19 protein-coding genes are annotated in these 23,704 nt (G+C 72.7%); 11 read left to right on the forward strand and 8 right to left on the reverse strand.

The features are described from left to right. Positions 1-120: 120 nt before the first annotated feature. From ABZ312_RS41215 to ABZ312_RS41225, 3 genes are all read right to left on the reverse strand, one after another. Entirely contained in the window at positions 121-1,311 is a 1,191-nt protein-coding gene (locus ABZ312_RS41215; protein WP_500329421.1) for a DUF5667 domain-containing protein, read from the reverse strand. Between the two features lie 215 nt (positions 1,312-1,526). Further along, entirely contained in the window at positions 1,527-2,321 is a 795-nt protein-coding gene (locus tag ABZ312_RS41220; protein ID WP_499513264.1) for a sigma-70 family RNA polymerase sigma factor, read from the reverse strand. Positions 2,322-2,628: 307 nt separating this feature from the next. Then, entirely contained in the window at positions 2,629-3,549 is a 921-nt protein-coding gene (locus tag ABZ312_RS41225; protein ID WP_500439920.1) for an HAD family hydrolase, read from the reverse strand. A 109-nt stretch (positions 3,550-3,658) separates the two neighbouring features. On the opposite strand from ABZ312_RS41225, the gene ABZ312_RS41230 reads away from it, so the two are divergent. The 8 genes from ABZ312_RS41230 (at position 3,659) to ABZ312_RS41265 (ending at position 11,830) form a co-directional block, all read left to right on the forward strand. Next, positions 3,659-3,955 (forward strand): glutaredoxin family protein, encoded by a 297-nt coding sequence (locus ABZ312_RS41230; RefSeq protein WP_499513266.1) that lies wholly within the window; start codon positions 3,659-3,661, stop codon positions 3,953-3,955. Positions 3,956-4,069: 114 nt separating this feature from the next. Continuing rightward, positions 4,070-4,771, forward strand: coding sequence for a 3'-5' exonuclease (locus tag ABZ312_RS41235; RefSeq protein WP_500329423.1), 702 nt, complete (start codon positions 4,070-4,072; stop codon positions 4,769-4,771). A gap of 131 nt (positions 4,772-4,902) precedes the next feature. Beyond that, positions 4,903-5,673 carry a redox-sensing transcriptional repressor Rex gene (locus ABZ312_RS41240; protein ID WP_500439921.1) on the forward strand — a complete coding sequence of 257 codons (771 nt, stop codon included), beginning with the start codon at positions 4,903-4,905 and terminating at the stop codon, positions 5,671-5,673. After that, positions 5,670-7,088 carry a glutamyl-tRNA reductase gene (locus ABZ312_RS41245; RefSeq protein WP_500329424.1) on the forward strand — a complete coding sequence of 473 codons (1,419 nt, stop codon included), beginning with the start codon at positions 5,670-5,672 and terminating at the stop codon, positions 7,086-7,088. The genes ABZ312_RS41240 and ABZ312_RS41245 overlap by 4 nt, the downstream gene beginning before the upstream one ends. Beyond that, entirely contained in the window at positions 7,085-8,053 is a 969-nt protein-coding gene (hemC, locus tag ABZ312_RS41250) for a hydroxymethylbilane synthase (RefSeq protein WP_500336370.1), read from the forward strand. The genes ABZ312_RS41245 and hemC overlap by 4 nt, the downstream gene beginning before the upstream one ends. Further along, entirely contained in the window at positions 8,050-9,786 is a 1,737-nt protein-coding gene (locus tag ABZ312_RS41255; RefSeq protein WP_500329426.1) for a bifunctional uroporphyrinogen-III C-methyltransferase/uroporphyrinogen-III synthase, read from the forward strand. The genes hemC and ABZ312_RS41255 overlap by 4 nt, the downstream gene beginning before the upstream one ends. A 156-nt stretch (positions 9,787-9,942) precedes the next feature. Beyond that, positions 9,943-10,944, forward strand: a complete 1,002-nt coding sequence (hemB, locus tag ABZ312_RS41260; protein WP_500329427.1) for a porphobilinogen synthase — start codon at positions 9,943-9,945, stop codon at positions 10,942-10,944. Between the two features lie 559 nt (positions 10,945-11,503). After that, a complete protein-coding gene (locus ABZ312_RS41265; protein ID WP_500329429.1) occupies positions 11,504-11,830 on the forward strand; it encodes a hypothetical protein in 327 nt (108 codons plus the stop codon). An 82-nt stretch (positions 11,831-11,912) separates the two neighbouring features. Here ABZ312_RS41265 and ABZ312_RS41270 read toward each other — a convergent pair whose 3' ends face one another. Continuing rightward, entirely contained in the window at positions 11,913-12,737 is an 825-nt protein-coding gene (locus ABZ312_RS41270) for a DUF4253 domain-containing protein (protein WP_500329430.1), read from the reverse strand. A 92-nt stretch (positions 12,738-12,829) separates the two neighbouring features. Continuing rightward, a complete protein-coding gene (gene argS / locus ABZ312_RS41275) occupies positions 12,830-14,569 on the reverse strand; it encodes an arginine--tRNA ligase (protein WP_500439922.1) in 1,740 nt (579 codons plus the stop codon). Between the two features lie 128 nt (positions 14,570-14,697). On the opposite strand from argS, the gene lysS reads away from it, so the two are divergent. Together lysS and ABZ312_RS41285 are read left to right on the forward strand one after the other, a co-directional pair. After that, positions 14,698-16,362 carry a lysine--tRNA ligase gene (gene lysS / locus ABZ312_RS41280; RefSeq protein WP_499513276.1) on the forward strand — a complete coding sequence of 555 codons (1,665 nt, stop codon included), beginning with the start codon at positions 14,698-14,700 and terminating at the stop codon, positions 16,360-16,362. 340 nt (positions 16,363-16,702) lie between these two features. Continuing rightward, positions 16,703-19,312 (forward strand): MXAN_6230/SCO0854 family RING domain-containing protein, encoded by a 2,610-nt coding sequence (locus tag ABZ312_RS41285; protein WP_500439923.1) that lies wholly within the window; start codon positions 16,703-16,705, stop codon positions 19,310-19,312. A gap of 4 nt (positions 19,313-19,316) precedes the next feature. Here the strand turns inward: ABZ312_RS41285 and ABZ312_RS41290 are convergent, their stop codons facing one another. The 3 genes from ABZ312_RS41290 to ABZ312_RS41300 form a co-directional block, all read right to left on the reverse strand. Next, a complete protein-coding gene (locus ABZ312_RS41290; protein WP_500439927.1) occupies positions 19,317-20,579 on the reverse strand; it encodes a DUF2637 domain-containing protein in 1,263 nt (420 codons plus the stop codon). A gap of 119 nt (positions 20,580-20,698) precedes the next feature. Then, complete coding sequence (locus tag ABZ312_RS41295) at positions 20,699-21,400, reverse strand: DUF3558 family protein (protein ID WP_500329433.1); 702 nt, start codon at positions 21,398-21,400, stop codon at positions 20,699-20,701. A 65-nt stretch (positions 21,401-21,465) separates the two neighbouring features. Continuing rightward, positions 21,466-22,272 carry a hypothetical protein gene (locus tag ABZ312_RS41300; protein ID WP_500329434.1) on the reverse strand — a complete coding sequence of 269 codons (807 nt, stop codon included), beginning with the start codon at positions 22,270-22,272 and terminating at the stop codon, positions 21,466-21,468. A gap of 216 nt (positions 22,273-22,488) precedes the next feature. Between ABZ312_RS41300 and ABZ312_RS41305 the strand changes: the two genes are divergently transcribed. Continuing rightward, positions 22,489-23,682, forward strand: coding sequence for an RtcB family protein (locus ABZ312_RS41305; RefSeq protein ID WP_500329435.1), 1,194 nt, complete (start codon positions 22,489-22,491; stop codon positions 23,680-23,682). The last annotated feature ends 22 nt before the right edge of the window (positions 23,683-23,704 follow it).

The following is a 23,704-nucleotide window of genomic DNA, read 5'->3' on the forward strand; positions in this document are numbered from 1 at the left end:
CGGTGCCCTCCGGGAGCCGGACCGTGGCCAGCAGGTCGGCGACGGCGGCTGGACGGCCGCTGACGGCAGCCATCCGGGAGACCGGGGGGAAGCCCCGGCCCACCGCCGTGAGGTCCCCGCTCAGTCGCCCCTGTCGTCCTCGGCGCTGAGCCCGAGACCCGGGAGCAGCCCGGGCAGCAGCGGCGGGAGGGTGACCGACGGCTGGGTGCCGTCGCCGCCCGAGGTGCTGCCGGTCGGCGTGGGGTCGAGCAGATCGCCGGTGCCGCCGATGAGGCCGCTGTCCGAACTGCGCGACGCCGAAGGGCTGGCCTTGTCGCCGCCGCGCTCGTCGGCGGACCCGCTCGCGGAGCCGCTGACCGAGGGCGAGGGCCCGCGGGTGCCGCTCGCGGAGCGGTCGCCGCTGCCCGGGACGCCGTGGCCGTCACCGTGGCCGGAGCCGGTGGAGGGCGGCAACAGCCTCTGCAGCGGGGCCACTTCGTCCTCTATGGCGTCGAAGACGGAGGTGACCTTGTTGCCCACGTCGTCGAGCCGGGAGGGGAGCTTGCCGCGCAGCTCGGTCCAGCCCCTGCGGTGGTTGCTGGAGAACGCGGAGAGCGTCTCGATCGGCTGCAGCGAACCGTCCTTGCGGTACGCGGCGGCGAGCAGCCGGTGGCCCTCGGAGGCCTCCTGCTGCATCCCCGACAGCGCCCTGCGGATCTCGCCCACCGACTCGTCGTCGAGCTCGCCGCCCCGGCCGCGTTCCATGAGGCGGCGCGCCTCCTGGAGCCGGGTGGAGGCGAGGTCGAGGTAGACCTTGCCGCGGTCGGCGTCGTCGTCGGCGAGGTTGAGGCGCATGTCCTCCATGCCCCGTTTGAGGCCGTAGAGGGTGTCGCCGGGCAGCGCGTCCGTGCTCGCGGCGGCGACGCCGCCGAGGGCGCCGGCCGCCACACCGACGGAGAGGCCGCCGGCGGCGAGCCTGCGCGACCACGCGGAACGCGGCTTCAGCTTGCCGAGACCGCGGCCGTCGGCGCGGTGCGCGCCCCGGCCGCCGTCGCGTTGTACGGGAACCGTCAGGGTGCCGTCGGCGAGCGCGGCCTCCATGGCGGCGATCAACTGGGCACGCTGGACGGTCTTGGTCTCCGGGTCCAGCGTCGGTCGCGGTACGTCCCGCAGGGCGTCCGCCAGGGCCAGGAACGCGCCCTGGCCCGGATCCGCATGCCGGTCCGCGGCGTGGGCGCCGTGCTGTACGCCGGCACCCGTCTGGGGGCCTTCGCCCTCGAGGGCGTCGGCGAAGGCGTTAGCCCGCCGGTGCGCCGTTGGATTCGCGATCACGGGCGGCACCTCCTCTCGTCATCCACCTCGACTCCCCGTAGTGCCTTCAAGGTTGTGCACCTTGAGCCTTTCCACCCGATCGAGTGATCGGAAGCGGGCAGAGCACGGCATTGGGGGGTCCGCATGTGATGCAACGAGTGCCGCCCGAGTTGGGTTACGCAGTCATGATGATCGGACCGTGGAGGCAGTCGCAAGATGAAGATCCATCCATCGCGCTATCGCGCGTCGTCGGGGAGGAGCCGGGCGAGGGTCCGTACGGCGCGGTACTGCAAGGTCTTGATCGCGCCCTCGTTCTTGCCCATGATGCGGGCCGTCTCGGCGACCGAGAGCCCCTGCAGGAAGCGCAGCGTCACGCACTCCTGCTGTTGGGGGTTGAGCTTGCGGACGGCCCTGAGCAGCGACTCGTTGGACAGCGCCTCCAGGACGCAGTCCTCCGGGCTGGGCTCGACCTCGTTGGCGTCGAGCATCTCCCCGGTGGTCACCTCCAGCCGGAAGCGGCTGGACTTGAAGTGGTCGGCCACCAGGTTGCGCGCGATGGTGACCAGCCACGCGCCGAAGTCACGCCCCTGCCAGGTGAAGGTGCCGATGCGGCGCAGGGCGCGCAGGAAGGTCTCGCTGGTCAGGTCCTCGGCGGTGGCCTTGCCCCCGACGCGGTAGTAGATGTAGCGGTAGACGGTGTCCGAGTAGTGGTCGTAGAGGCGCCCGAAGGCCTCGGTCTCGCCGGCTTGGGCGCGCTCGACCAGGTCCATCATGCGTCCGCTGTCACTGTCGGCCGCCGGCCGGCGCGGGGTGGCGCCCGTGGACCGGTCGGCCTGCTGGGTGCTGCGGGACCGTCTGCCGACCGTGGCCCGGCCGTCGGCCAGCGCGTAGGCGCGGCCGGCGGGCGCTGCCGCCGTGGCGAGTGCGGGGACGAGCACGGCGTGCGCGGGGACAACGCGCAGCAGGTGCTCGGCCACCAGTGCGCGCAGCGTAGCCAGGCCAGAGGCGTCAACCCCGGTGTGTGGGTACACGGGACTCCCAGAGGCAGAACTTCCATCACGTGCAGTACGGAACCGTTCACCCGTCGTAGGGACGTGTGGGTACCGGCTTGCGTCTGAGGAGAATAACGCTTCGTACAGGCGACGCTACACCGAGTTGCTGAAATCGTCGGTTCCGCCCACTCTCTGGCGGAATGGTGATCGATCAATTATCGAACACCGGAACAGTGTTGACCACATAGCGTCGTGAAATGCTCGCGTGGAGAGCGTGTTGTGGCTGTGTGGCTCACCGTGAACTGACGAGGCGCCAGGGGGTGACCCGGGCGTGTCGCCCGCGTCCCTAGCGGCGGCGGCGCTGCAGGGCCATCGCGGCGGCGGCGCCGCCCGCCACGGCGCCCACGCCTGCGGCCGCAGGGATGCCGATTTTCACCGCCTTGCGACCGGTGCGGTAATCGCGCAGCCGCCAGCCCTTTTCGCGCGCGTGTTTGCGCAGCCGCGTATCGGGATTGATCGCATATGGATGTCCGACGAGCGACAGCATCGGGATGTCGTTCGACGAATCGCTGTACGCGGCGCAGCGCGAGAGTTCGAGTCCCTCCGCGGCGGCGAGGGCCTTGACGGCCTCGGCCTTGGAGGGGCCGTGCAGGGGCTCGCCGACCAGCCGGCCGGTGTAGAGGCCGTCGACGTGCTCGGCGACGGTGCCGAGGGCACCGGTGAGGCCGAGCCTGCGGGCGATGATCGTGGCCGTCTCCACCGGGGCGGCCGTCACCAGCCAGACCCGCTGCCCGGCGTCGAGGTGGGCCTGGGCGAGCGCGCGGGTGCCGGGCCAGATCTTGTCCGCCATGTACTCGTCGTAGATCTCCTCGCCGATGGACATGAGTTCCTCGACGCGGTGCCCCTTGATGATCGAGAGCGCGCTCTCCCGCACCTCCTGCATGTGCTCGGGGTCCTCGGACCCGGCGATCCGGAAGTACGCCTGCTGCCACGCGAAGCGCGCGAGGTCACGGCTCTGGAAGAACTTCCGCTTGTACAGGCCGCGCCCGAAGTGGAAGATCGCGGCGCCCTGCATCACGGTGTTGTCCAGGTCGAAGAAGGCGGCCGCGTGCGGATCGCCGACCACGGGGAACGCGGGGACGCCCGCCAGGTCGTCCTTCTTCTCCACGGGTGCCGCGAGCGCGGCCTCCGCCGCGGCCTCGCCGGCCAGCACGCTGCGCGCGGTGGCGGAGCGCTTACGGGGGGTGAGCCATCGCAGAGCGGCCATGGGGCGAGCATAGCCAGTCCGTTGGGCAACTCCGGTGCACCGATGGAGCAGGTGAATGAACTCCTCGCGACGAGGGTGTTACCGCGGGTCGGGAGTTGACGGAGGCAGAATGGCCGGCATGAGCCCTCTGTTCGGACGCGATGCCCGCAATGCCCGGAGAAACCCGGCGGATCGGACGGTCACGCTGATCGCCAAGCCCGGCTGCCACCTGTGCGACGACGCCCGGACGGTGATCCGCAGGGTCGTCGACGACCTGGGCGCGCGCTTCGAGGAGAGGGACATCACGCGCGACGAGGAGTTGCACGACCGGTACTGGGAGCAGATCCCGGTCGTCCTCATCGACGGGGAACAGCACACCTTCTGGCGTGTCGACGAGGGCCGGCTGCGGCGCGGGCTGGGCGCCTGAGGGCCCTGGTGCGACAGGTGGGCGATTTGCGCGTGTTCCTCTGGACGCGGGTGCTCGATTACCATCAAGGCGTTTTGTGTAGTGCGGGGGTGCGTGAGTAAGGATGGTGACTGCGTGCTCCCGGGCAGACTTCAGGCGCGCGGCGGCTTCGCCGTGGTCGATCTGGAGGCCACCGGTTCCAGTTCGCGGCGCCACCGGGTGGTCGAGCTGGCCGTGGTGCTCCTCGACAGCGACTTCGGGCACGAGGGCGAGTTCTCGACCCTCGTCGACCCCGAGGGGCCGGTCGGCCCCACCCACATCCACGGCATCGAGCCCCGCCACGTCGAGGCGGTCGGCGCACCCCTGTTCGGGCAGATCGCCCCGAGGCTGCTGGGGCTGCTGCGCGGGCGGGTGCTGGTGGGGCACAACGTCGGCTGCGACCGCGCGTTCCTGGCGGCGGAGTACGCCCGGCTCGGCGTGGAGTTCCCCGTCGTCCCCGAACTGTGCACCATGCGGATGGCCGCGCTGCGGGAGACCGCCCCGGGCGGGCTGAGCCTGCTGGCGTGCGCCGAGGCGGCCGGACTGACCGGCTGGACCGCGCACACGGCGCTGGGGGACGCCCGTACGACGGCCCGGCTCTTCGCCTCGTACGTCCCGGACCACCCGGGTGGACCCGCGCAGACCGAGAAGGCGCTGGCGCGCGCGGCGGTGGTCGAGTGGCCGCAGTTGGCCGGAGCGGACGCGCTGTGGGTGGGGCGCCGGGGTGCGGACCGGGCGCCCGCGTGGAACGTTCCGTCGCAGCAGAAGGTTTCTTATGCCCGTAATGGGGGTGCGTGATGCCGGTCACTTCCCCTGGGCAAATCGGACACCATCTTTGTGCACGCGTTCACAAAGACATAGCCTGGCGTGCACGGGGCGGTCCCAACGACGGGTGCCGCCCGCAGCCCAGCTCTACCCGCAGGAGCATCGTGGCAACTGGCCGAACTCACCGACCGGCGACCCGCAGCCGAGGGATTCCCGAGGCCACCGTCGCCAGGCTCCCGCTGTACCTGCGGGCCCTGACCGCGTTGTCCGAGCGATCGGTGCCCACCGTGTCCTCGGAGGAGCTCGCGGCCGCCGCCGGGGTGAACTCGGCCAAACTGCGCAAGGACTTCTCCTACCTCGGTTCGTACGGAACCCGCGGGGTCGGCTACGACGTCGAGTACCTCGTGTACCAGATCTCCCGCGAGCTGGGCCTCACCCAGGACTGGCCGGTCGTCATCGTCGGCATGGGAAACCTCGGGGCCGCGCTCGCCGGGTACGGCGGCTTCGCCTCCCGGGGCTTCCGCATCGCCGCGCTCATCGACGCGGACCTCCAGCTCACCGGACGGCTCATCGCCGGGCTGCCCGTGCGGCACGCGGACGAGCTGGAGGGCATCGTCCACGACAACCAGGTGTCCATCGGCGTGATCACGACGCCGGCCGGGGCCGCCCAGGAGGTCTGCGACCGCCTGGTGGGCGCCGGGGTCACCTCGATCCTCAACTTCGCCCCGACCGTGCTGACCGTCCCCGACGGGGTCGACGTCCGCAAGGTCGACCTCTCCATCGAGCTGCAGATCCTCGCCTTCCACGAGCAGCGGAAGGCCGGCGAGGAGCTGGAGGGCAGCCTCGCGGCGCCCCCGGTGGCGGCCAAGGCGGCCCGCGACGGCGGCCGCCGTCCGGGACCTGACGGGGACGTCCCCGCCGTGATGCCGGCATGAGCCTCCTCGTCGTCGGACTGAGCCACCGCACCGCCCCCGTCAGCGTCCTGGAGCGCGCGGCGCTCGGTGAGGACACCAAGGGCAAGCTGCTGCTGGACGTCATGGCCGCCGAGCCCGCCGGTGAGGCCGCGGTGCTGTCCACCTGCAACCGCATCGAGCTGTACGCGGACGTCGACAAGTTCCACGCCGGTGTCGCCGAGCTGTCCACGCTGCTGGCGCGGCACAGCGGGGTCGGTCTCGACGAGCTGACCCCGCACCTGTACGTGCACTACGAGGACCGGGCCGTCCACCACCTGTTCTCGGTCGCCTGCGGCCTGGACTCCATGGTCGTCGGCGAGGGCCAGATCCTCGGCCAGATCAAGGAGACCCTGGGGCTCGGCCAGGAGCTGCACACCGCGGGCCGGTCCCTGAACGACCTGTTCCAGCAGGCGCTGCGGGTCGGCAAGCGCGCGCACTCCGAGACCGGGATCGACCGGGCCGGGCAGTCGCTGGTCACCTTCGGCCTGGAACAGATGGCCGAGGCCGTCGGCGGCGTCCCCTTCGAGGAGTGGGGCAAGGGCAAGCGCGCCCTGGTCGTCGGCGCCGGCTCGATGAGCTCGCTCGCCGCGGCCACCCTCGCCCGCGCGGGGGCGGGCGAGATCGTGGTCGTCAACCGCACGCAGGAGCGCGCCGAGCGCCTCGCCGAAAGCGTCGGCGGCCGCGCCGCGTCCATGGAGGACCTGGCCGGCGAGCTGTCGTACGCCGACATCGTCGTGTCCTGCACCGGGGCGACCGGCCTGGTGCTCACCGCCGACACCGTCGCCCGCGCCACGCTCTCCCGGGCCCTGCGCTCCGGCGGCGAGACCGTCGCGCCCATCGGGATGCTCGACCTCGCCCTGCCGCGCGACATCGACCCGCTGGTGCACTCCCTGGACGGCGCCCACGTCACCGACCTGGAGACCATTGCCGCGGCCGCTGCCGACGCCCCGATGGCCGCCGACGTCGACGAGGTGCGAAAGATCGTTTCCGCTGAGGTGGCCGCCTTCGGTGCCGCCCAGCGTGCCGCGCACATCACGCCGACCGTCGTCGCCCTGCGCGCCATGGCCGCCGACCTGGTCGCCACCGAGCTGGCGCGCCTCAACGGCCGCCTCCCCGACCTGGACGAACGGCAGCGCGCGGAGGTCACCCAGACCGTGCGCCGCGTCGTCGACAAACTCCTGCACGCGCCTACTGTGCGGGTCAAGCAGCTCGCGGGCGAGCCCGGCGGGGCCGGGTACGCCGACGCGCTGCGTGAACTCTTCGACCTGGACCCCCAGGCGGTCGCCGCGGTCAGCAGGGCCGACTCACCGGGCACGCCGGTGATCCCCTCCGCGGCCGTCCCGCCGGCGGTGTCGGCTGCTTCAGCAACGAGTGACTCGAATCGAGGGCGGGCATGACGAGCCCAACCGCACTGAAACTGGGAACCCGGCGCAGCGCGCTGGCGCTGGCGCAGTCCGGCATGGTGGCCGAGCAGGTCCGCCGGATCACCGGCCGTGACGTGGAGCTGGTGGAGATCACCACCTACGGTGACGTCTCGCGTGAGCACCTGGCGCAGATCGGCGGTACCGGCGTCTTCGTCTCCGCCCTGCGCGACGCGCTGCTGCGCGGCGAGATCGACTTCGCCGTCCACTCCCTCAAGGACCTCCCGACCGCCGACCCCGAGGGCCTCACCCTCGCCGCGGTCCCGCTGCGTGAGGACCCGCGCGACGCGCTGATCGCGCGCGACGGCCTCACCTTCGAGCAGCTGGCCGCCTCCCCCCGGGGCGCCCGCATCGGCACCGGCTCGCCGCGCCGCATGGCGCAGCTGAACGCCTGGGCCCGCTCGATGGGGGTGCGCGTGGAGACCGTGCCGATCCGCGGCAACGTGGACACGCGCATCGGATATGTTGCCTCAGGCGACCTCGACGCCGTCGTGCTCGCCGCTGCCGGACTCAGCCGGCTGGGCCGCCTCGCGGAGGCCACCGAGCTGATCTCCTGCGACGTCGTGCTGCCCGCTCCCGGACAGGGGGCGCTGGCCGTCGAGTGCTCTGCGGACGACGCAGGGCTCGCCGGCGTGCTCGCCGAGCTCGACGACCCGTTCACCCGGGCCGCCGTGACCGCCGAGCGCGCACTGCTCGCCGCCCTCGAGGCCGGCTGCTCCGCGCCCGTGGGCGCGCTGGCCGACCCCGTCGTGGACGGGCAGATCACCGAGCTGCGCCTGCGCGGTGTCGTCGGGACCACCGACGGCTCCTCGCTGGTGCAGATGTCCATCACCGGTCCGACCCCCGCCTCCCGGGACGAAGCCGTGGCCCTCGGCCACGAGCTCGCCACCGAGATGCTCGCCAAGGGTGCGGCCGGTCTTATGGGGGAGCGCGAACTTTGAGCCCCACCGCCGCCGCAGCGACCAACACGACCGCAGACGCCACCGCGGCCGGGCCGGCAGGACCGGCCGGAACGGCAGGCAGTACGGGTACCGCGGGAACCGCGGGCCACACCGGGACCGCGGGCACGGGTACGCCGCGCTCCGCCCACGGGCACGTCACCTTCCTTGGTGCCGGGCCCGGTGACCCCGGGCTGCTGACCCTGCGCGCCGTCGAGGCGCTCGCCCACGCCGACGTCCTGGTCGGCGACCAGCACGTACTGGACGTCGTACGGACCCATGCCCGGCCGGGCGTGGACACGGCGCAGCCGGGCGACGCCGAGGGGGAGTTGAGCCCTTCGGCCGCCGCGGCCAAGCTTTTCATGGCCTCCGCGCGCACCGGCAAGCGGGTCGTCCGTGCGATCGCGGGCGACCCCGGACTCGACGCCGCGGCCGCCACCGAGATGCTCGCCTGCGCGCAGGCGGGCATCCCCTTCGAGGTCGTCCCGGGCGTGGCCGCGGCCGTGGGCGTGCCCGCGTACGCCGGCGTGCCGCTCAGCGGCGACGTGCGGTTCGTGGACGCCGCGACCGCGTCCGGACGGTGCTGGAGCGAGGTGGGCACGAGCGACGCGACCCTGGTCGTCTCCACCACCCTGCAGACCGTCGCCGCCAACGCGGCGGAGCTGGTCTCGGGGGGCCGCAAGCCGGACACCCCGCTGACCGTGACCGTCGCCGGTACGACGACCCGCCAGCGCACCTGGTCGGCGACCCTGTCGACGATCGCGGCCGAGCTGAAGGCGACGAAGGCGCTGCCCACCCCGGAGGGCCCGATCGCGGCGATAGCCGTGGTCGGCGAGCCGACCACGCGGCGCGACCTGCTCTCGTGGTTCGAGACCAAGCCGCTGTTCGGCTGGAAGGTGCTCGTCCCGCGCACCAAGGAGCAGTCCGCGTCCCTCTCCGACCAGTTGCGCTCCTACGGTGCCGTGCCGCACGAGGTGCCCACCATCGCGGTGGAGCCGCCCCGTACGCCGCAGCAGATGGAGCGCGCGGTCAAGGGCCTGGTCACCGGACGGTACGAGTGGATCGCCTTCACCTCGGTGAACGCGGTCAAGGCCGTCCGCGAGAAGTTCGAGGAGTACGGGCTCGACGCGCGTGCCTTCGCCGGGATCAAGGTCGCGGCGGTGGGCGAGCAGACCGCCCGGGCGCTGGTGGACTTCGGCGTGAAGCCGGACCTGGTGCCCAGCGGCGAGCAGTCCGCCGCGGGCCTGCTGGAGGACTGGCCGCCCTACGACCCCGTCTTCGACCCGATCGACCGGGTCTTCCTGCCGCGCGCCGACATCGCGACGGAGACCCTCGTGGCGGGCCTCGTGGAGCTCGGCTGGGAGGTCGACGACGTCACCGCCTACCGGACCGTGCGGGCGTCGCCGCCGCCGGCGGAGACCCGTGAGGCGATCAAGGGCGGCGGGTTCGACGCGGTGCTGTTCACCTCGAGCAGCACGGTGCGGAACCTGGTCGGCATCGCGGGCAAGCCGCACAACGTGACCGTGATCGCCTGCATCGGCCCGGCCACCGCGAAGACCGCGGAGGAGCACGGGCTGCGGGTGGACGTGATGGCCCCGGAGCCGTCCGTCCACGCGCTCGCGCAGGCGCTGGCGGACTTCGGCGTCCGGCGGCGCGAGGCGGCGATCGCCGCGGGCGACCCCGTGACGCGTCCCAGCGAGCGCCGTCCCGGGTCCCGGCGCAGGGCCCGCGTCTGACCGGACCCGGCCGTGTTCTCCGTGCCCCCGGCTCCCTCCGTGGAGCCGGGGGCCGTCGCGTTCCGGGGCCGACACCGGGTCGGCATGAGCACGGCGCACACGGGCGTACCGTGGAACGCGGAAACGGCCCGGGACGGAGAAAGGCGCGGCGCGGTGATGAGCGGAAACGGAAGCGGATACGGTCAGTTCCCCGGTACGAGGCCTCGCCGGCTGCGCACGACGCCCGCGATGCGCCGCCTCGTCGCGGAGACCCGGCTGCACCCCGCCGAGCTGATCCTCCCGGCCTTCGTCCGCGAGGGCATCGACGCGCCGGTGCCGATCTCCGCCATGCCGGGCGTCGTCCAGCACACCCGTGACACCCTCCGCAAGGCCGCCGTGGAGGCGGCCGAGGCGGGCGTGGGCGGGATCATGCTCTACGGCGTGCCGCTGGACGAGAAGAAGGACGCCGTGGGAACGCCCGGCACGGACCCGGACGGGATCCTGCAGGTGGCGATCCGCGACGTGGTCGGCGAGGTCGGCGACGCCCTGGTGGTCATGTCCGACCTCTGCCTGGACGAGCACGTCGACCACGGCCACTGCGGCGTGCTGGACGCCGAGGGCCGGGTGGACAACGACGCGACGCTGGAGCGGTACGCGGAGATGGCCCGGGTCCAGGCGGACGCCGGCGTCCACGTCGTCGGCCCCAGCGGCATGATGGACGGTCAGGTCGGCGTGATCCGGGGTGCCCTGGACGCCGCCGGGTACCAGGACGTGTCGGTGCTGGCGTACACGGCGAAGTACGCGTCGGCGTTCTACGGGCCGTTCCGGGAGGCCGTCGGATCCTCGCTCAAGGGCGACCGCAAGACCTACCAGCAGGACCCGGCGAACCTGCGGGAGTCGCTGCGCGAACTGGCGCTGGACGTCGCCGAGGGCGCCGACATGGTGATGGTGAAGCCCGGGCTGCCGTACCTGGACGTGGTGGCGAAGGTCGCCGAGTCGGTGGACGTGCCGGTGGCGGCGTACCAGGTCAGCGGCGAGTACGCGATGGTCGAGGCGGCCGCCGAGCGCGGCTGGATCGACCGCGACCGGGCGATCATGGAGGCCCTGACCGGCATCCGCCGCGCGGGCGCCCAGCTGATCCTCACCTACTGGGCGACCGAGGTGGCCGCGCAGCTCTGACGGCTCCGTCGGCTCTGACGGCTCTGACGGTGGCCCATCGGCCGCCGTCAGGGCCGTCTTCGCGCACCGGGCGCCGCTCCCGGTGAACAGCCGCGCCGGGCAGGCGAGTCCGGTCATGGCCGCGATCGGCGGCAGAGCGCCGGGACGCCCCACCTGACCCGCTGTCACCCCTCGCCAAGCTGGTCGCTTCCCCGCGTGCATCGCCGGTACTGCCGTTCGGCAGGTGAGGCAACGTCCCGCGGTGCCCGTGCCGTTCGGGTCCGGTCGGGGCGTGATCGGCGGCAGAGGAGTGATCATGCTCGGCCGGGTCTGCAGCCGGGGCGGTCACCTGCCGAAGGAGGGGTGGCGGCGCTCTTCCCGCCTGCTCGGGCGTGGTGCCTTCAGATGATCGCGCGCAGGACGCGGAAGCGGACGGCGTGGTTCCAGGCTGCGCGGCATTTCATTACATCAAGTGTCTTTGGTCGCGATTCGGACTTAACGGCTGATGTGGGTGGCAAATTCACAGCAAGTCCACAGCAGGCGGAGGCGCAAGGGCCTCCGCCGTGAAAGGAGAACCGCGATGCGGATTCCCCGATTCGCCGCCGCGCTGGGCGTCGCGGCCGCCGTCCTTCTGGGCGGGGCCGGTGCCGCCGGCGCCGCAGCGCCGCCACCGGCGGCGGTGTCGCACACGACCCAGGCGACAAACGACCGGGGCGGCGAGTACCGGCACGACGGTGACCGCGGCCGGGGCGGCGAGTACCGGCACTACGGTGACCGCGGCCGGGGCGGCGAGTACCGCCGTGACCGGGGGCGTTACGGCCGCTGGTACCACCGCCACCACCGGCACCACCCCCGTTGGCACCACCGCCACCACCGTCACGACCACCGCTGGCACTTCCACCGCTGAGCGGTACTGACCGGGTCGTCTCGGGGGTGTCCTTCCACCGCGGGGAAGGACACCCGTACCTCGGGCCCGGCAGGGAATCCCTCTAGTCCCACCAGAAGGACCAGGTGGGCACGCCCACCAGGGACTCGGCGTACGCACGGAGCGAACCGCTGCCCTGGGTGATGTTGTCCGGGCAGAAGGCGAAGTGCTCGGCGGCCACGGCCTCGGCCTCCCGCACGGTGGCCGGCGGCGCGGCCACGGACAGCACGAGCACGTCGAAGGCGAGGGCCACGACGCGCACGCCGAAGCGCTCCTCCCAGGAGCGCAGCACCGAACAGAGCCGGGCCACGTCGTTCTCGTGGTTGCACGGCCCCGTCCAGCCGATGGCCGCGGGGACGTCGGCGCTGCGCCGGGCGGGGACGAGGGCCGCTCGGGGGTCCTTGAACCACCCCGCCTCGACCACGGTCGCGGCGACCTCGGCCGCCCTGACGTCCGGGTCGGCCTCGAACTCCCGCGCCGGGGCGAGGCCGGGCCACGCCCGGCCGAACGGGGCGACCAGGTCCGCCGCGTCCTCGTCGGGGGCCTCGTCCTCGTCGTCCTCGTCCTCGTGGCCCCAGAAGTCGGCCAGCACCTCGTCGGCGTCGTGGTCGCCCGGGTAGGACATCATCCCCGGGTCCAGTTCCGCCGTGGCAGGCAGCGCCGCGTCCATGGAGAGCAGCACCGGGTGCAGTCCCGCCGTCATGCGCGCGGGGAGCAGCCGTTCCCAGGAGCCGGGCCCGGCGGTCTCCTCCGCGTGCCAGAGCAGCGGTTCGGGCCACCGGCCGTCGCTCGTGGCGTCGACGAGCGTGCCGGGCGGGAGGTCGAGGCCCAGGGACCGGCCGTCCGGGTCCTGTGCGAGCTTCGGGAGCTGGTTGGGGAGCATCGCCATGGGCGTGAATGTAGGGGTGCCCACTGACAACGGCGGCCCCGGGGGGAGTGCCGACTCCCGCCGGGGCCGCCGTCGTACGGACGCGGGGCGCGTCAGAGGCGCTCGGGCGTGCGGATGCCGAGCAGCGCCATCCCCTGGCTCAGGGTGCGGGCGGTCAGGTCGCAGAGGAAGAGGCGGTTCTCCTTGACATCGGGAGCCGGCTCGGGCTTCACGACCGGGCACTGGTCGTAGAAGGTCGTGAACGCCGAGGCCAGCGCGTAGAGGTACGAGGCCAGCTTGTGCGGCTCGTACGTCTCCGAGACGGCCGCCAGGGTCTCCGCGAACTCGTCCAGCAGCAGGCCGAGCGCCCGTTCGGCCGGGGCCAGCGGCAGCTCGGGGTGGGCGGCCGGCTTCGCGTCGCCCGCCTTCCGCAGGATCGACTGGATACGGGCGTACGCGTACTGCAGGTACACGCTGGTGTCGCCGTTGAGCGAGACCATCCGGTCCAGGTCGAAGACGTAGTCCCGGCCGAGCGAGGTCGACAGGTCGGCGTACTTGATCGCGCCGATGCCGACCTCCTTGGCCCGGTCGGCGACCTCCGCGTCCGTCAGCTCCGCGGACTTCTCCCGGATGACGGTCGCGGCCCGCTCCACGGCCTCGTCCAGCAGGTCCACCAGGCGGAACGACTCGCCGGACCGGGTCTTGTACGGCTTGCCGTCCTTGCCGAGCAGCGCGCCGAACGGGATGTGGAGCGCCTTGACCTCGTCGGTCAGCCAGCCGGCCCGCCTGGCCGTCTCGAAGACCATCTTGAAGTGCAGCGCCTGCCGGAAGTCCACGACGTACAGGAGGGTGTCCGCGTGCAGGTCCGCGGTGCGGTTGCGGATCGCGGACAGGTCGGTCGCGGCGTAGCCGAAGCCGCCGTCGGCCTTCTGCACGATGAGCGGGACCGGCTCGCCGTCCTTGCCCTTGACGTCGTCGAAGAACACGCACAGCGCGCCGTTGGAGCGCACGGCGACACCGGACTTCTCCAGCAGCTCGCAGGTTTCGACGAGCATGTCGTTGTAGCCGGACTCGCCGACGACGTCCTCGTCGCGGATCTCGATGTCGAGCTTGTCGTAGACCGAGTTGAAGTAGATCTTCGACTCGTCCACGAACCGCTGCCACATCGCCAGCGTCTCCGGCTCGCCCGCCTGCAGGTCCACGACCCGCTTGCGCGACCGGGTCTTGAAGTCGTCGTCGGAGTCGAACACGGCCCGCGAGTCCTTGTAGAGCCGGTTGAGGCGCGACATGGAGGCCTCGCCGGCCTCCTCGCCCGCGTCGTGGTCCAGCTCGTGCGGGTGCTCCACCAGGTACTGGATGAGCATGCCGAACTGGGTGCCCCAGTCGCCGATGTGGTGGCGCCGGATCACCGTCTCGCCCTCGAACTCCAGGATCTTGACGAGCGCGTCGCCGATCACGGAGGACCGCAGGTGGCCGACGTGCATCTCCTTGGCCACGTTCGGCTGCGCGTAGTCGATCACCGTGACGCCGGGCGTGGCCTTGGCGGGCACGCCGAGCCGGTCGTCGGCGGCCCGGGCGGCGAGCGTCCGGGTGATCGCGGAGTCGGCGACGGTGATGTTGAGGAAGCCGGGGCCGGAGACCTCGACGGAGGAGATCAGCCCGTCGTCCGCCGGGAGGGCGGCCACGACCTCGGCGGCCAGCTCGCGCGGGTTCGCCTTGTTCCGCTTGGCGAGGCCCAGCACACCGTTGGCCTGGAAGTCGGCCCGGTCGCTACGTCGCAGCAGCGGGTCGGCACCGAGGGCGTCAGCGACGCGCTGCTGGATCGAGGCGGAAAGCGAGTTGACCGAGGCCATGGGATGGGTGCTTCCTGAGAGGGATCGGAGATCAACCCTCAGTATCCCACGCGCTACCACTCATTTTTCTCTGGGACAATTGCCGGGTACCGCGCTACCCGCTGCACAGGTGGAAGGAAGTCGAGACAGTGGCTCAGAGCACCGAGGCCGACTGGGTCGCCCGCTTCGCGGACGACGTCATCGCGGAAGCCGAGCGGCGGGCTCCGGGCAAGAAAATCGTCGTCGCCTCCGGGATCAGCCCCTCCGGGCCGATCCACCTCGGCAACCTGCGCGAGATCATGGTCCCGCACCTGGTCGCCGATGAGATCAAGCGGCGCGGCGTGCCGTGCGAGCACATCCTGTCCTGGGACGACTTCGACCGTTACCGCAAGGTGCCGGCCGGCTACGACCCGTCCTACGCGGAGCACATCGGCAAGCCGCTGACCTCCGTGCCCGCGCCCGAGGGCAGCCCGTACGAGACGTGGTCGGACCACTTCAAGGCCCCGTTCCGCGAGGCGCTGGCGGCGCTGGGCGTCGAGGTCACCGAGATCAGCCAGACCGTCGAGTACACCTCCGGCACCTACCGCGAGCAGATCCTGCACGCGATGCGCGAGCGCCGGCGGATCGACGAGGTGCTCGGCCGCTACCGGACGAAGAAGAAGGGCGGCGAGGAGCAGGACGACGAGGAGGCCTCGCTCGCGCAGGCCCCCGAGTACTTCCCGTACAAGCCCTACTGCTCGGCCTGCGACAAGGACCTGACCACGGTCGTCGCCTACGACGACGACACCACCGACCTCACCTACGAGTGCCAGGCCTGCGGCAACCGCGAGACGGTGCGGCTGAGCGAGTTCGACCGCGGCAAGCTGGTCTGGAAGGTCGACTGGCCGATGCGCTGGGCCTTCAAGGGCGTGGACTTCGAGCCCTCCGGCGTGGACCACCAGTCGCCCGGCTCCTCGTGGATGGTCGGCCAGCAGCTCGTCCGCGAGATCTTCGGCGCCGAGCCGCCCATCGGCCCGATGTACGCCTTCGTCGGCATCAGCGGCATGGCCAAGATGTCCAGCTCCAAGGGCGGCGTGCCGATCGCGGCCGACGCCCTGCAGATCATGGAGCCGCAGCTGCTGCGCTGGCTGTACGCCCGCCGCCGGCCGAACCAGGCGTTCAACATCTCCTTCGGCGACGAGATCTCCCGCACCTACGACGAGTGGGACGCGCTGGAGCGCAAGGTCGCCGAGGGCACGGCCGCCCCGGTGGACCTCGCGGTGCACTCGCGGGCCGCGCGCACCGCCAGCGGTGAGCTGCCCACCACCCCGCACAAGCTGCCCTACCGCACCCTCGCCTCGGTCGTGGACATCACGACCGGGGACGAGGAGCAGACGCTGCGCATCCTGCGCGACTTCGACCAGGAGCAGCCGCTGGCCTCCCTGGACGAGGCCCGGCCGCGACTGGACTGCGCCGAGCGCTGGGTGAACACCCACGTCGAGCCCGAGGCCCGCACCCGGGTGCGTACCGAGCCCGACGCGGAGGCCCTGGCGGCGCTGTCCGGCGAGGAGCGGGAGGCGCTGAAGCTGCTGGTGGACGGGCTGCCCGAGCACTGGTCGCTGGACGGGCTGACCACCTTGGTCTACGGCGTGCCGAAGGTCCAGGCCGGCTTCGCGCCCGACGCCAAGCCGACGCCGGAGATGAAGGTCGCCCAGCGGTCCTTCTTCGCCCTGCTCTACCAGCTGCTGGTCGGCCGGGACACCGGGCCGCGGCTGCCCACGCTGCTGCTGGCGGTGGGTCAGGACCGCGTGCGGGAGCTGCTCGCGGCGAGCTGAGCCGGACTCAGATGTGACGGCGGCGGGTGGCGATGCCACCCGCCGCCGTCGTCGTGCGGGCCGGCGAATATTCGAACGCGGCGGTGAGCGGCGCGCGCTATGGTCATCGGGCGCGGGGCGGCTCACGGTGTGCTTCCTTCTCTCACTTTCCCTGAACCAGGGCACCGGCTTCCCGCCCCGCCCACGCAAACCGGCTCACCGGCCCGGACATGGGGACCGGGCACGGGACCGGGTCCCGGGCGGCTCCCGGGCGTGCTTCCTTCTTCTGCGAAGTCGCTTTCCGCGATGGATTTCAGCGCGCCCAATTCCCGCCCCGCACATCGACCAGGGGGAGACAAGGATGTCCACGGCCACGACCGCAGCCACCTCCACCGCGCCGCGCACACTCGCGGCCGTACTGCTCTCCCGCCGCGGAGCCGTCTACCTGCCGGCCGCCCAGGCGGAGTCGTCGTTCGACGCCGTCGCGGGCGTGGCGCTGCTGGAAGCGGACCTCCTCGACCGCGGTCACCTGATGGCGCCCGCGCTGCGGGCCGCGCTCACCGAGCGGAGCGAGGCCGCGCTGACCGCGGCCGGGCGGGCCCTGCTGGCCGACGTCGACCAGGCGCTCGGCGCCGACCGGCCCCACGAGCCGCTGTTCCGCGACTTCCCCACCAGCACGCCGCGGGACACCTTCGCCTTCTACGTCGACCGTGTCCTCACCCTGCTCTTCCAGCACCCGGAGCAGCCCTGCGTGCTGTGCGGCACGGAGGGCGCCGTCCACGCGGTCTCGCCCTGCGCGCACCTGGTGTGCCGGTCCTGCTTCGACGGCGCGGACTTCTCCGCGTGCCCCGTCTGCCACCGCCGGATCGACGCGGACGACCCCTTCCTGCGACCGCGCCGGCCGCGGCGCTTCGGCGGGCTGCGACGCGCGTTGCCCGAGCGGCTGCGCGTGCTGCAGTACGGCGGCGACCTCGCCGCCCGGGACGCGGACGCCACGGAGGAGATCCGCGGGCTCCTCGCCCGTACCGGCGCCCTGGGCCCGCAGGACGCCGACGACCTCACGGCCCTGCTGGAGACCCGCGACCGGGCCGCCCCGGCGTGGCTGCCCGAGCAGATCCCGGGCCGGGAGACCAAGGCCCGGGTGCTGGCCTGGCTGCTGGCCGATCCCGCCGCGTACGAGACGAGCCTCCCGGCCGTCGCGGCCCGCGTCGACACCGCGACGGACGTGCTGCGGCTGCTCGCCGTGCGCTCGGGCGGCGACCCTGGCCTGGTCGACCTGCCGCGCTTCGGCGCGGTGCCGAGGCCGCTGCGGCGCGCCTTGCTCGGGGTGCTCGACGGACTCGCTCCGGACCTGGTCGCACAGGACATGCGCCGGCACCGGCACGCCTGGCTGCGGGCGGCGGAGCTCCTGCACCCCTTCGAGCACGCGGGCCGTTTCCCGCGGGCGGCACTGGCCGTCGCGGCGCTGCGCGACACCCGGCTCGCGGACGGCGACGCGCTGACCGCGACCCTGCGGACGGCGGCCGACGGCGCGCCGCGGATCGACGCGACGGGGACGACGGTACGGGTGCACGGCTGGGCGGGCCGGGTCGAGGCCGCGCTGGACGCCATGGACGTACCGGCGGCCGTCGCGCTGCTGGGCCGGCGGCCGGGCGAGTTCGTACGCCGGCTCGACCACCTGCTGCGGCTGTCCGAGGCCGCGGAGGCGGACGTCGTGCTGTCGGCGCTGGAGACGGCGGTGCCCCGGGTGTCGCCCGCGGTGCTGCTGTCCGCGCTCGGCGCCCTCCGCAGCCGTCCGCACGCGGACGGCACCCGGGTGTTCTTCCCGAAGGGCGGCAGCGCCAAGGCGCACCTGGCGGACGACGACCGGCTGCCGATCGCGGCCGACGTGGTCGGGAAGGCCGTGGCCGTCCTCCACGCCGAGGTGCTGCGGCGGGCGGCGGAGCAGGAGGCGGTCGACGTCGCCGTCGTGGACGCGGGCCTGGACGGCCTGATCGCGCCGTTCACCGAGCGCACCGCCTCACGCGCCCTGGTGACCCTGCCGCGCGGCAGCGAGCTGCCCGTGCCGGACGGGAGGACGGTCCGGCTGTTCCTGCACTGGATGGAGAGCGAGCGGTCCGGACGGACCGATCTCGACCTGTCCACCGCCCTGTTCGACGCGGAGTGGAACCCGGTCGGCCACTGCGACTACACGCGCCTGCGGTTCGCGGAGGACGCCGCCGTGCACTCCGGCGACCTCACCAGCGCCCCCGCGCCGCAGGGCGCCAGCGAGTTCGTCGACCTCGACCTGGACAAGCTGGCGGACGCCGGGGTCCGCCACCTGGTCGCGGTGGTCTTCTCGTACAACAACGTCCCCTTCGAGGACCTGGCGGAGGGCTTCGCCGGGCTCATGGCGCGCGACGAGCCCGGGGACGCCGGGCCGGTCTTCGACGCACGCGCCGTGGAGCAGCGCTACGACCTGACCGGACGGGCCCGCGCGAGCGTGCCGCTGGTGATCGACGTGGCGGCCCGCACGATGCGGTGGCTCGACGTGGTCAAGGGCGTCACCGGCACCGGCCACTGCGTGGCGCGGCACGGCGACGACCTCGCCGCGCTCGGCAAGGCCCTCACCACTGTGTTCGCCTCCGGGGCCCGCGTGGGGCTGGGCGAACTGGCCGTCTGGCAGGCCGCGGCGCGCGCCGCGACGGTCCTGATCCGGCACGCGGACGGTTCCACGACCGCCTACCGGCGCCGGGAGGCCGAGTCCGCGGCGGAGTTCGCCGCGCGGATCGGGACCCCGTCCGGCGACCCGGCGGACGGCGCCGTGCCGGAGGCGGCCCGGCTGGCGTACCTGCTGCGCGGCGACGTCGCCGTGGCCGAGGGCGGCGAGGTGTTCGCGCTGCACCCGGCGGCCCTCGACGCGGCGAAGGCGCGGCCGCTGTCGGCGTCCGACGTGGTCGCCTCGCTGGCCCCGGCCCCGGCCGCCGGCTGAGGCGCTACGACGCGTACTGGCCGTCGAGTTCGAGGCGGCGGCGCAGGTCGCGGACGTAGGGGCGCAGCGTGCTCTCGCTGAGGGGGCCGCCGTTGGGGCTGGAGATGCCGTACCGGTCCTGCAGGATCAGGCCGAACTGGCGGGCGTTGGGGAAGTTGCCGAACTGCTGGTGGTAGGCCCGGAAGGCGCGGTCGTATATCTCCTCGCGGGAGGTGTCCTCCGTGACGGGCTCCGGCTCCGGCTCGGGGTAGTAGTCCGGGTCGGGCTCCGGGGCGAACTCGCTGCGGGGAGTGGGGATCACGCCGTTGCCGTCGGCGAGGGCGCGGCGTCGGTTCCCTGCGCCGACCGGGGCGGTGATCGGGGCGGTGACCGGGTCGACCGCGGGGGCGGGCGCCTGGTACGGCTCCTGTGCCTGGTACGGCTCAGGTGCCGGTTCCGGCGCGGGAGCGGGGGCCCGGTACGGGACCTGCGGTTCGGCCAGGACCGGTTCCGGTGCCGGGGCCGGGACGGGCTCCTCGGGTGCGGGCGCGGGTGCCGGTGCGGCCTCCGGTGCGGCCTCCGGGGCGGGCAGCGCGGCGACGGCGGGGGCCGGCAGCTCGATGCCCGCCGCGGCGAGGCCGATGGCGGCGGTCTGCTCCATCGGCACCCCGTACCGGGCGAGCTTCAGCGGCATCAGGGCCTCGACCGGGGCCTTGCGGCGCCAGGCGCGGCCGTAGCGGGCGCGCAGCCGGGCCCGGTAGACGAGACGTTCCTGCTCGACCCGGATGACCTCGTCGTAGCTGCGCAGCTCCCACAGCTTCATGCGCCGCCAGAGGCGGAAGGTCGCGAACGGCGCCAGCAGCCAGCGCGCGAGCCGGACCGACTCCATGTGCTTGTCGGCGGTGATGTCGGCGACCCGGCCGATCGCGTGCCGGGCCGCCTCCACCGAGACGACGAAGAGGATCGGGATGATGCCGTGCATCCCGACGCCGAGCGGGTCGGGCCAGGCCGCCGCGCCGTTGAAGGCGATCGTCGCCGCCGTCAGCAGCCACGCCGTCTGGCGCAGCAGGGGGAACGGGATGCGCAGCCAGGTCAGCAGCAGGTCGAGCGCGAGCAGGACCACGATCCCGGCGTCGATGCCGACCGGGAAGACGTTGGCGAACCAGCCGAAGCCCTTGCGCAGCGCCAGCTCGCGCACGGCCGCGTACGAGCCCGCGAAGCCGATCGCGGCGATGACCACGGCGCCCGTGACGACCACACCGATCAGGATCCGGTGCGTCCGGTTCATGCGTATCGCGGACACCCGCGACCCTCCCAGGCTCGGAAACTGGCCTGCCCAGCCTGCCACACGGGGCAACGGGCAGGTTGCCCAAACGTGGTGAATCGGTACAGCGGATCCCGCAGTTGTTACGCGTTCGCCGCCGCGACCGCGGCGGCCGCCTCCTTGGCCGCCTTGAGCGCTCCGGACCTCAGGCCGGACTCGGCCGGGGTCTTCGCGTCCTCGAGGCCCGCGCCGTTGTAGGTGAGCACCAGCACGGCGTTCCCGGTGCGGGCGACGACCGTGACGTCCCGGTACTCCTCCTTGTCCTTCTTGACCGACGAGGTGACCGCGGTGCCCGCGTCCCACACGCCGTCCACCGTGACCGGCGTGCTCTTGGCGCCCTTCGCCTTGCCGGCCTCGGCGACCTGCTCGGCGTAGCGCTCCTTCGCCTGCTCCTCGGCCGAGCCGAGGCCCGCGACCGCGTCGTAGCGCTGGAGCGAGACGTCCAGCCAGCGGTACTGGTAGCCGTCCAGGCCGTTCCAGGAGCAGCCGCCGCGCTCGTCGCGCTCGGCCGAGTGCGCGGGGGTACCCGCCGGCTTCTTGGCCTTCGGAACCAGGGACTTGACGGTCTTGGCGCCGATGACCCGGCACGGGTCGGGGAGTTCGGCGTACCTGGCGGCGACGGCGCTGGGCGACGGTGACGCGGACTTCGACGCGGGGGCGGATGCGGCCGCCTTCTGCGCGTCGTCCTTCGACGAGTCCGAGCCGGAGGAGCAGCCGGCGACGAGCATCACCGGCACGGCCGCGCCGACGAGCAGGCGGGCGAGGTGCGGGGCTGATCGGTGCATGGGTCCTTCGCTCATTTCGGTGCGTGTCATGTCATGGCACAAACGGCCAGACTACGCGCTTCGCCTCATTCGTCGAGTTGATCTGCGAGCTCCGCCGCGACCTGGCGGGCCCCCAGCTGCAGCTCCTCGCTGGGCGGTTCGACCGATTTGTCCGTTGACCACTGCGAGAGTTCGACGGTGACCAGGACGTTCGCCATGCGGAAGACGACGGTGACGTCGCGGTGGAGTCCGGGGCCCTGGTCCTTGAGGACGTCGTCGAGGAAGGCCCCGTCGCCGAGGTCGTCCAGGGTGCGCGGGGCGGTCTCGCCGGTGGCCGTCACGGACGGCGAAGGGGAGTCCGGAACCGCCGGGCTCCCGGCCTGCGAGCTGGGCTGACCCGCGGTGGCCGACGCGGACGCGACGGCGTCGGCCGGCGCCGCGGCGGCCGGGATGTGGGCCTCCGCGGCCCGGCTGTCGTAGTCCGCCGTGGCCTGGCTCTCGTCGCTGACGGATGTGTCGTACGACACGACGCGCTCGAGGTCGATCCGGAGGTAGCGGTTGCCGAGGTCGGTGCGGCCGGTCCACTTGCAGCCCACCTTGCGGTCCGTGTCGAACGTCACGGTCGCCTCGCCCGCGTCGTCGTCCGCGTCCGGGACGAACTTCCCGAGGGTGTCCGCGGCGACCGAACCGCACGGCTCGGGCAGCACCCGGTAGCGGCCGGGCGGGGCCGCCGGGGTGGACTGCCTGCCGTCCGCGGTGTCGCCGTTGCGTGCGCCGTCCCCGGAGCCGCCCGACCCGCTGCACCCGGCCAGTGCGGCGACGGCGAGCGCCGTCGTGCACGCCGCGGCCAGCAGGCCCCGGATCCGGTGGACGCGGTCTCCCGTTGGCTGCACTGAGGTGGCCCCTTCCTCCGGCGGTCGGTCCGGCGCCCGCGTAAATCCCTTGGCGGGGGTGGGCGACGGGTAGACACAATGTCTACCGCACGCGCTGCGGCCGTCGCCGGATCATGGGGCTGTATGGCTGACTTCACCCTTTATTTCGCTTTCCATTAAGACGTGTTGTTTGTGTTGCCTTGATGGATTCCACCGTCCGACCCAGGGGGGAACGAGATGTCGTACACCGAAGTGCCCGGAGTGCAGGTACCGATCCGCATGTGGACCGACCCGGCCGCGGTCGAGGGCGTCGCCATGCAGCAGTTGCGCAACGTCTCCTCGCTGCCGTGGATCAAGGGACTCGCCGTCATGCCCGACGTCCACTACGGCAAGGGCGCGACGGTGGGCTCGGTGATCGCGATGCACGGCGCGGTCTGCCCGGCCGCGGTCGGCGTGGACATCGGCTGCGGCATGAGCGCGGTGCGGACCTCCCTGACGGCGAACGACCTGCCCGGTGACCTCTCGCGGCTCCGCTCCAAGATCGAGCAGGCCATCCCGGTCGGCCGCGGCATGCACGAGGAGGCCGTCGACCCCGCCCGGCTGTACGGCCTGCCCTCGGCCGGCTGGGACCGCTTCTGGGACGGCTTCGACGACCTGGCCGAGCCCGTCAGGTTCCGGTACGAGCGCGCGACGAAGCAGATGGGGACGCTCGGCTCCGGCAACCACTTCATCGAGGTCTGCCTCGACGAGGAGGGCGCGGTCTGGCTGATGCTGCACTCCGGTTCGCGGAACATCGGCAAGGAACTCGCCGAGCACCACATCGGCGAGGCCCAGAAGCTGCCGCACAACCAGGGCCTGGTCGACCGCGACCTGGCCGTCTTCGTCGCGGACACCCCGCAGATGGCGGCCTACCGGCGCGACCTGTTCTGGGCCCAGGACTACGCGAAGCGCAACCGCGCGATCATGATGGCCCTGTTCCAGGAGGTGCTGCGGCGCGAGTTCCGCAAGGCCAGGGTCACCTTCGACGAGGTCATCTCCTGCCACCACAACTACGTGGCGGAGGAGCGCTACGACGGCATGGACCTGCTCGTCACCCGCAAGGGCGCGATCAGGGCGGGCAGCGGCGACCACGGCATCATCCCGGGCTCCATGGGCACGGGTTCGTACATCGTCCGCGGGCTCGGCAACACCGACGCCTTCAACTCCGCCTCGCACGGCGCGGGCCGCAAGATGAGCCGCAACGCGGCGAAGAAGCGGTTCTCCACGCGGGACCTGGAGGAGCAGACCAAGGGCGTCGAGTGCCGCAAGGACTCGGGCGTGGTGGACGAGATCCCGGGCGCGTACAAGCCGATCGAGAAGGTGATCGAGCAGCAGCGGGACCTCGTGGAGGTCGTCGCGAAGCTCAAGCAGGTCGTCTGCGTCAAGGGTTGAGCCCGGGCGGGTGGGTCCGGGG

It is taken from the genome of Streptomyces sp. NPDC006207 (assembly GCF_040613835.1).
GTDB lineage: Bacteria > Actinomycetota > Actinomycetes > Streptomycetales > Streptomycetaceae > Actinacidiphila.

Coding starts and splice junctions, on each gene's coding strand:
- ABZ312_RS41225 (WP_500439920.1), bottom strand. CDS start 3,549: ATGGCCGCTCTGCGATGGCTCACCCCCCGTAAGCGCTCCGCCACCGCG.
- ABZ312_RS41230 (WP_499513266.1), top strand. CDS start 3,659: ATGGCCGGCATGAGCCCTCTGTTCGGACGCGATGCCCGCAATGCCCGG.
- ABZ312_RS41245 (WP_500329424.1), top strand. CDS start 5,670: ATGAGCCTCCTCGTCGTCGGACTGAGCCACCGCACCGCCCCCGTCAGC.
- hemC (WP_500336370.1), top strand. CDS start 7,085: ATGACGAGCCCAACCGCACTGAAACTGGGAACCCGGCGCAGCGCGCTG.
- hemB (WP_500329427.1), top strand. CDS start 9,943: ATGAGCGGAAACGGAAGCGGATACGGTCAGTTCCCCGGTACGAGGCCT.
- ABZ312_RS41265 (WP_500329429.1), top strand. CDS start 11,504: ATGCGGATTCCCCGATTCGCCGCCGCGCTGGGCGTCGCGGCCGCCGTC.
- ABZ312_RS41270 (WP_500329430.1), bottom strand. CDS start 12,737: ATGGCGATGCTCCCCAACCAGCTCCCGAAGCTCGCACAGGACCCGGAC.
- argS (WP_500439922.1), bottom strand. CDS start 14,569: ATGGCCTCGGTCAACTCGCTTTCCGCCTCGATCCAGCAGCGCGTCGCT.
- ABZ312_RS41285 (WP_500439923.1), top strand. CDS start 16,703: ATGTCCACGGCCACGACCGCAGCCACCTCCACCGCGCCGCGCACACTC.
- ABZ312_RS41290 (WP_500439927.1), bottom strand. CDS start 20,579: ATGAACCGGACGCACCGGATCCTGATCGGTGTGGTCGTCACGGGCGCC.
- ABZ312_RS41295 (WP_500329433.1), bottom strand. CDS start 21,400: ATGCACCGATCAGCCCCGCACCTCGCCCGCCTGCTCGTCGGCGCGGCC.
- ABZ312_RS41305 (WP_500329435.1), top strand. CDS start 22,489: ATGTCGTACACCGAAGTGCCCGGAGTGCAGGTACCGATCCGCATGTGG.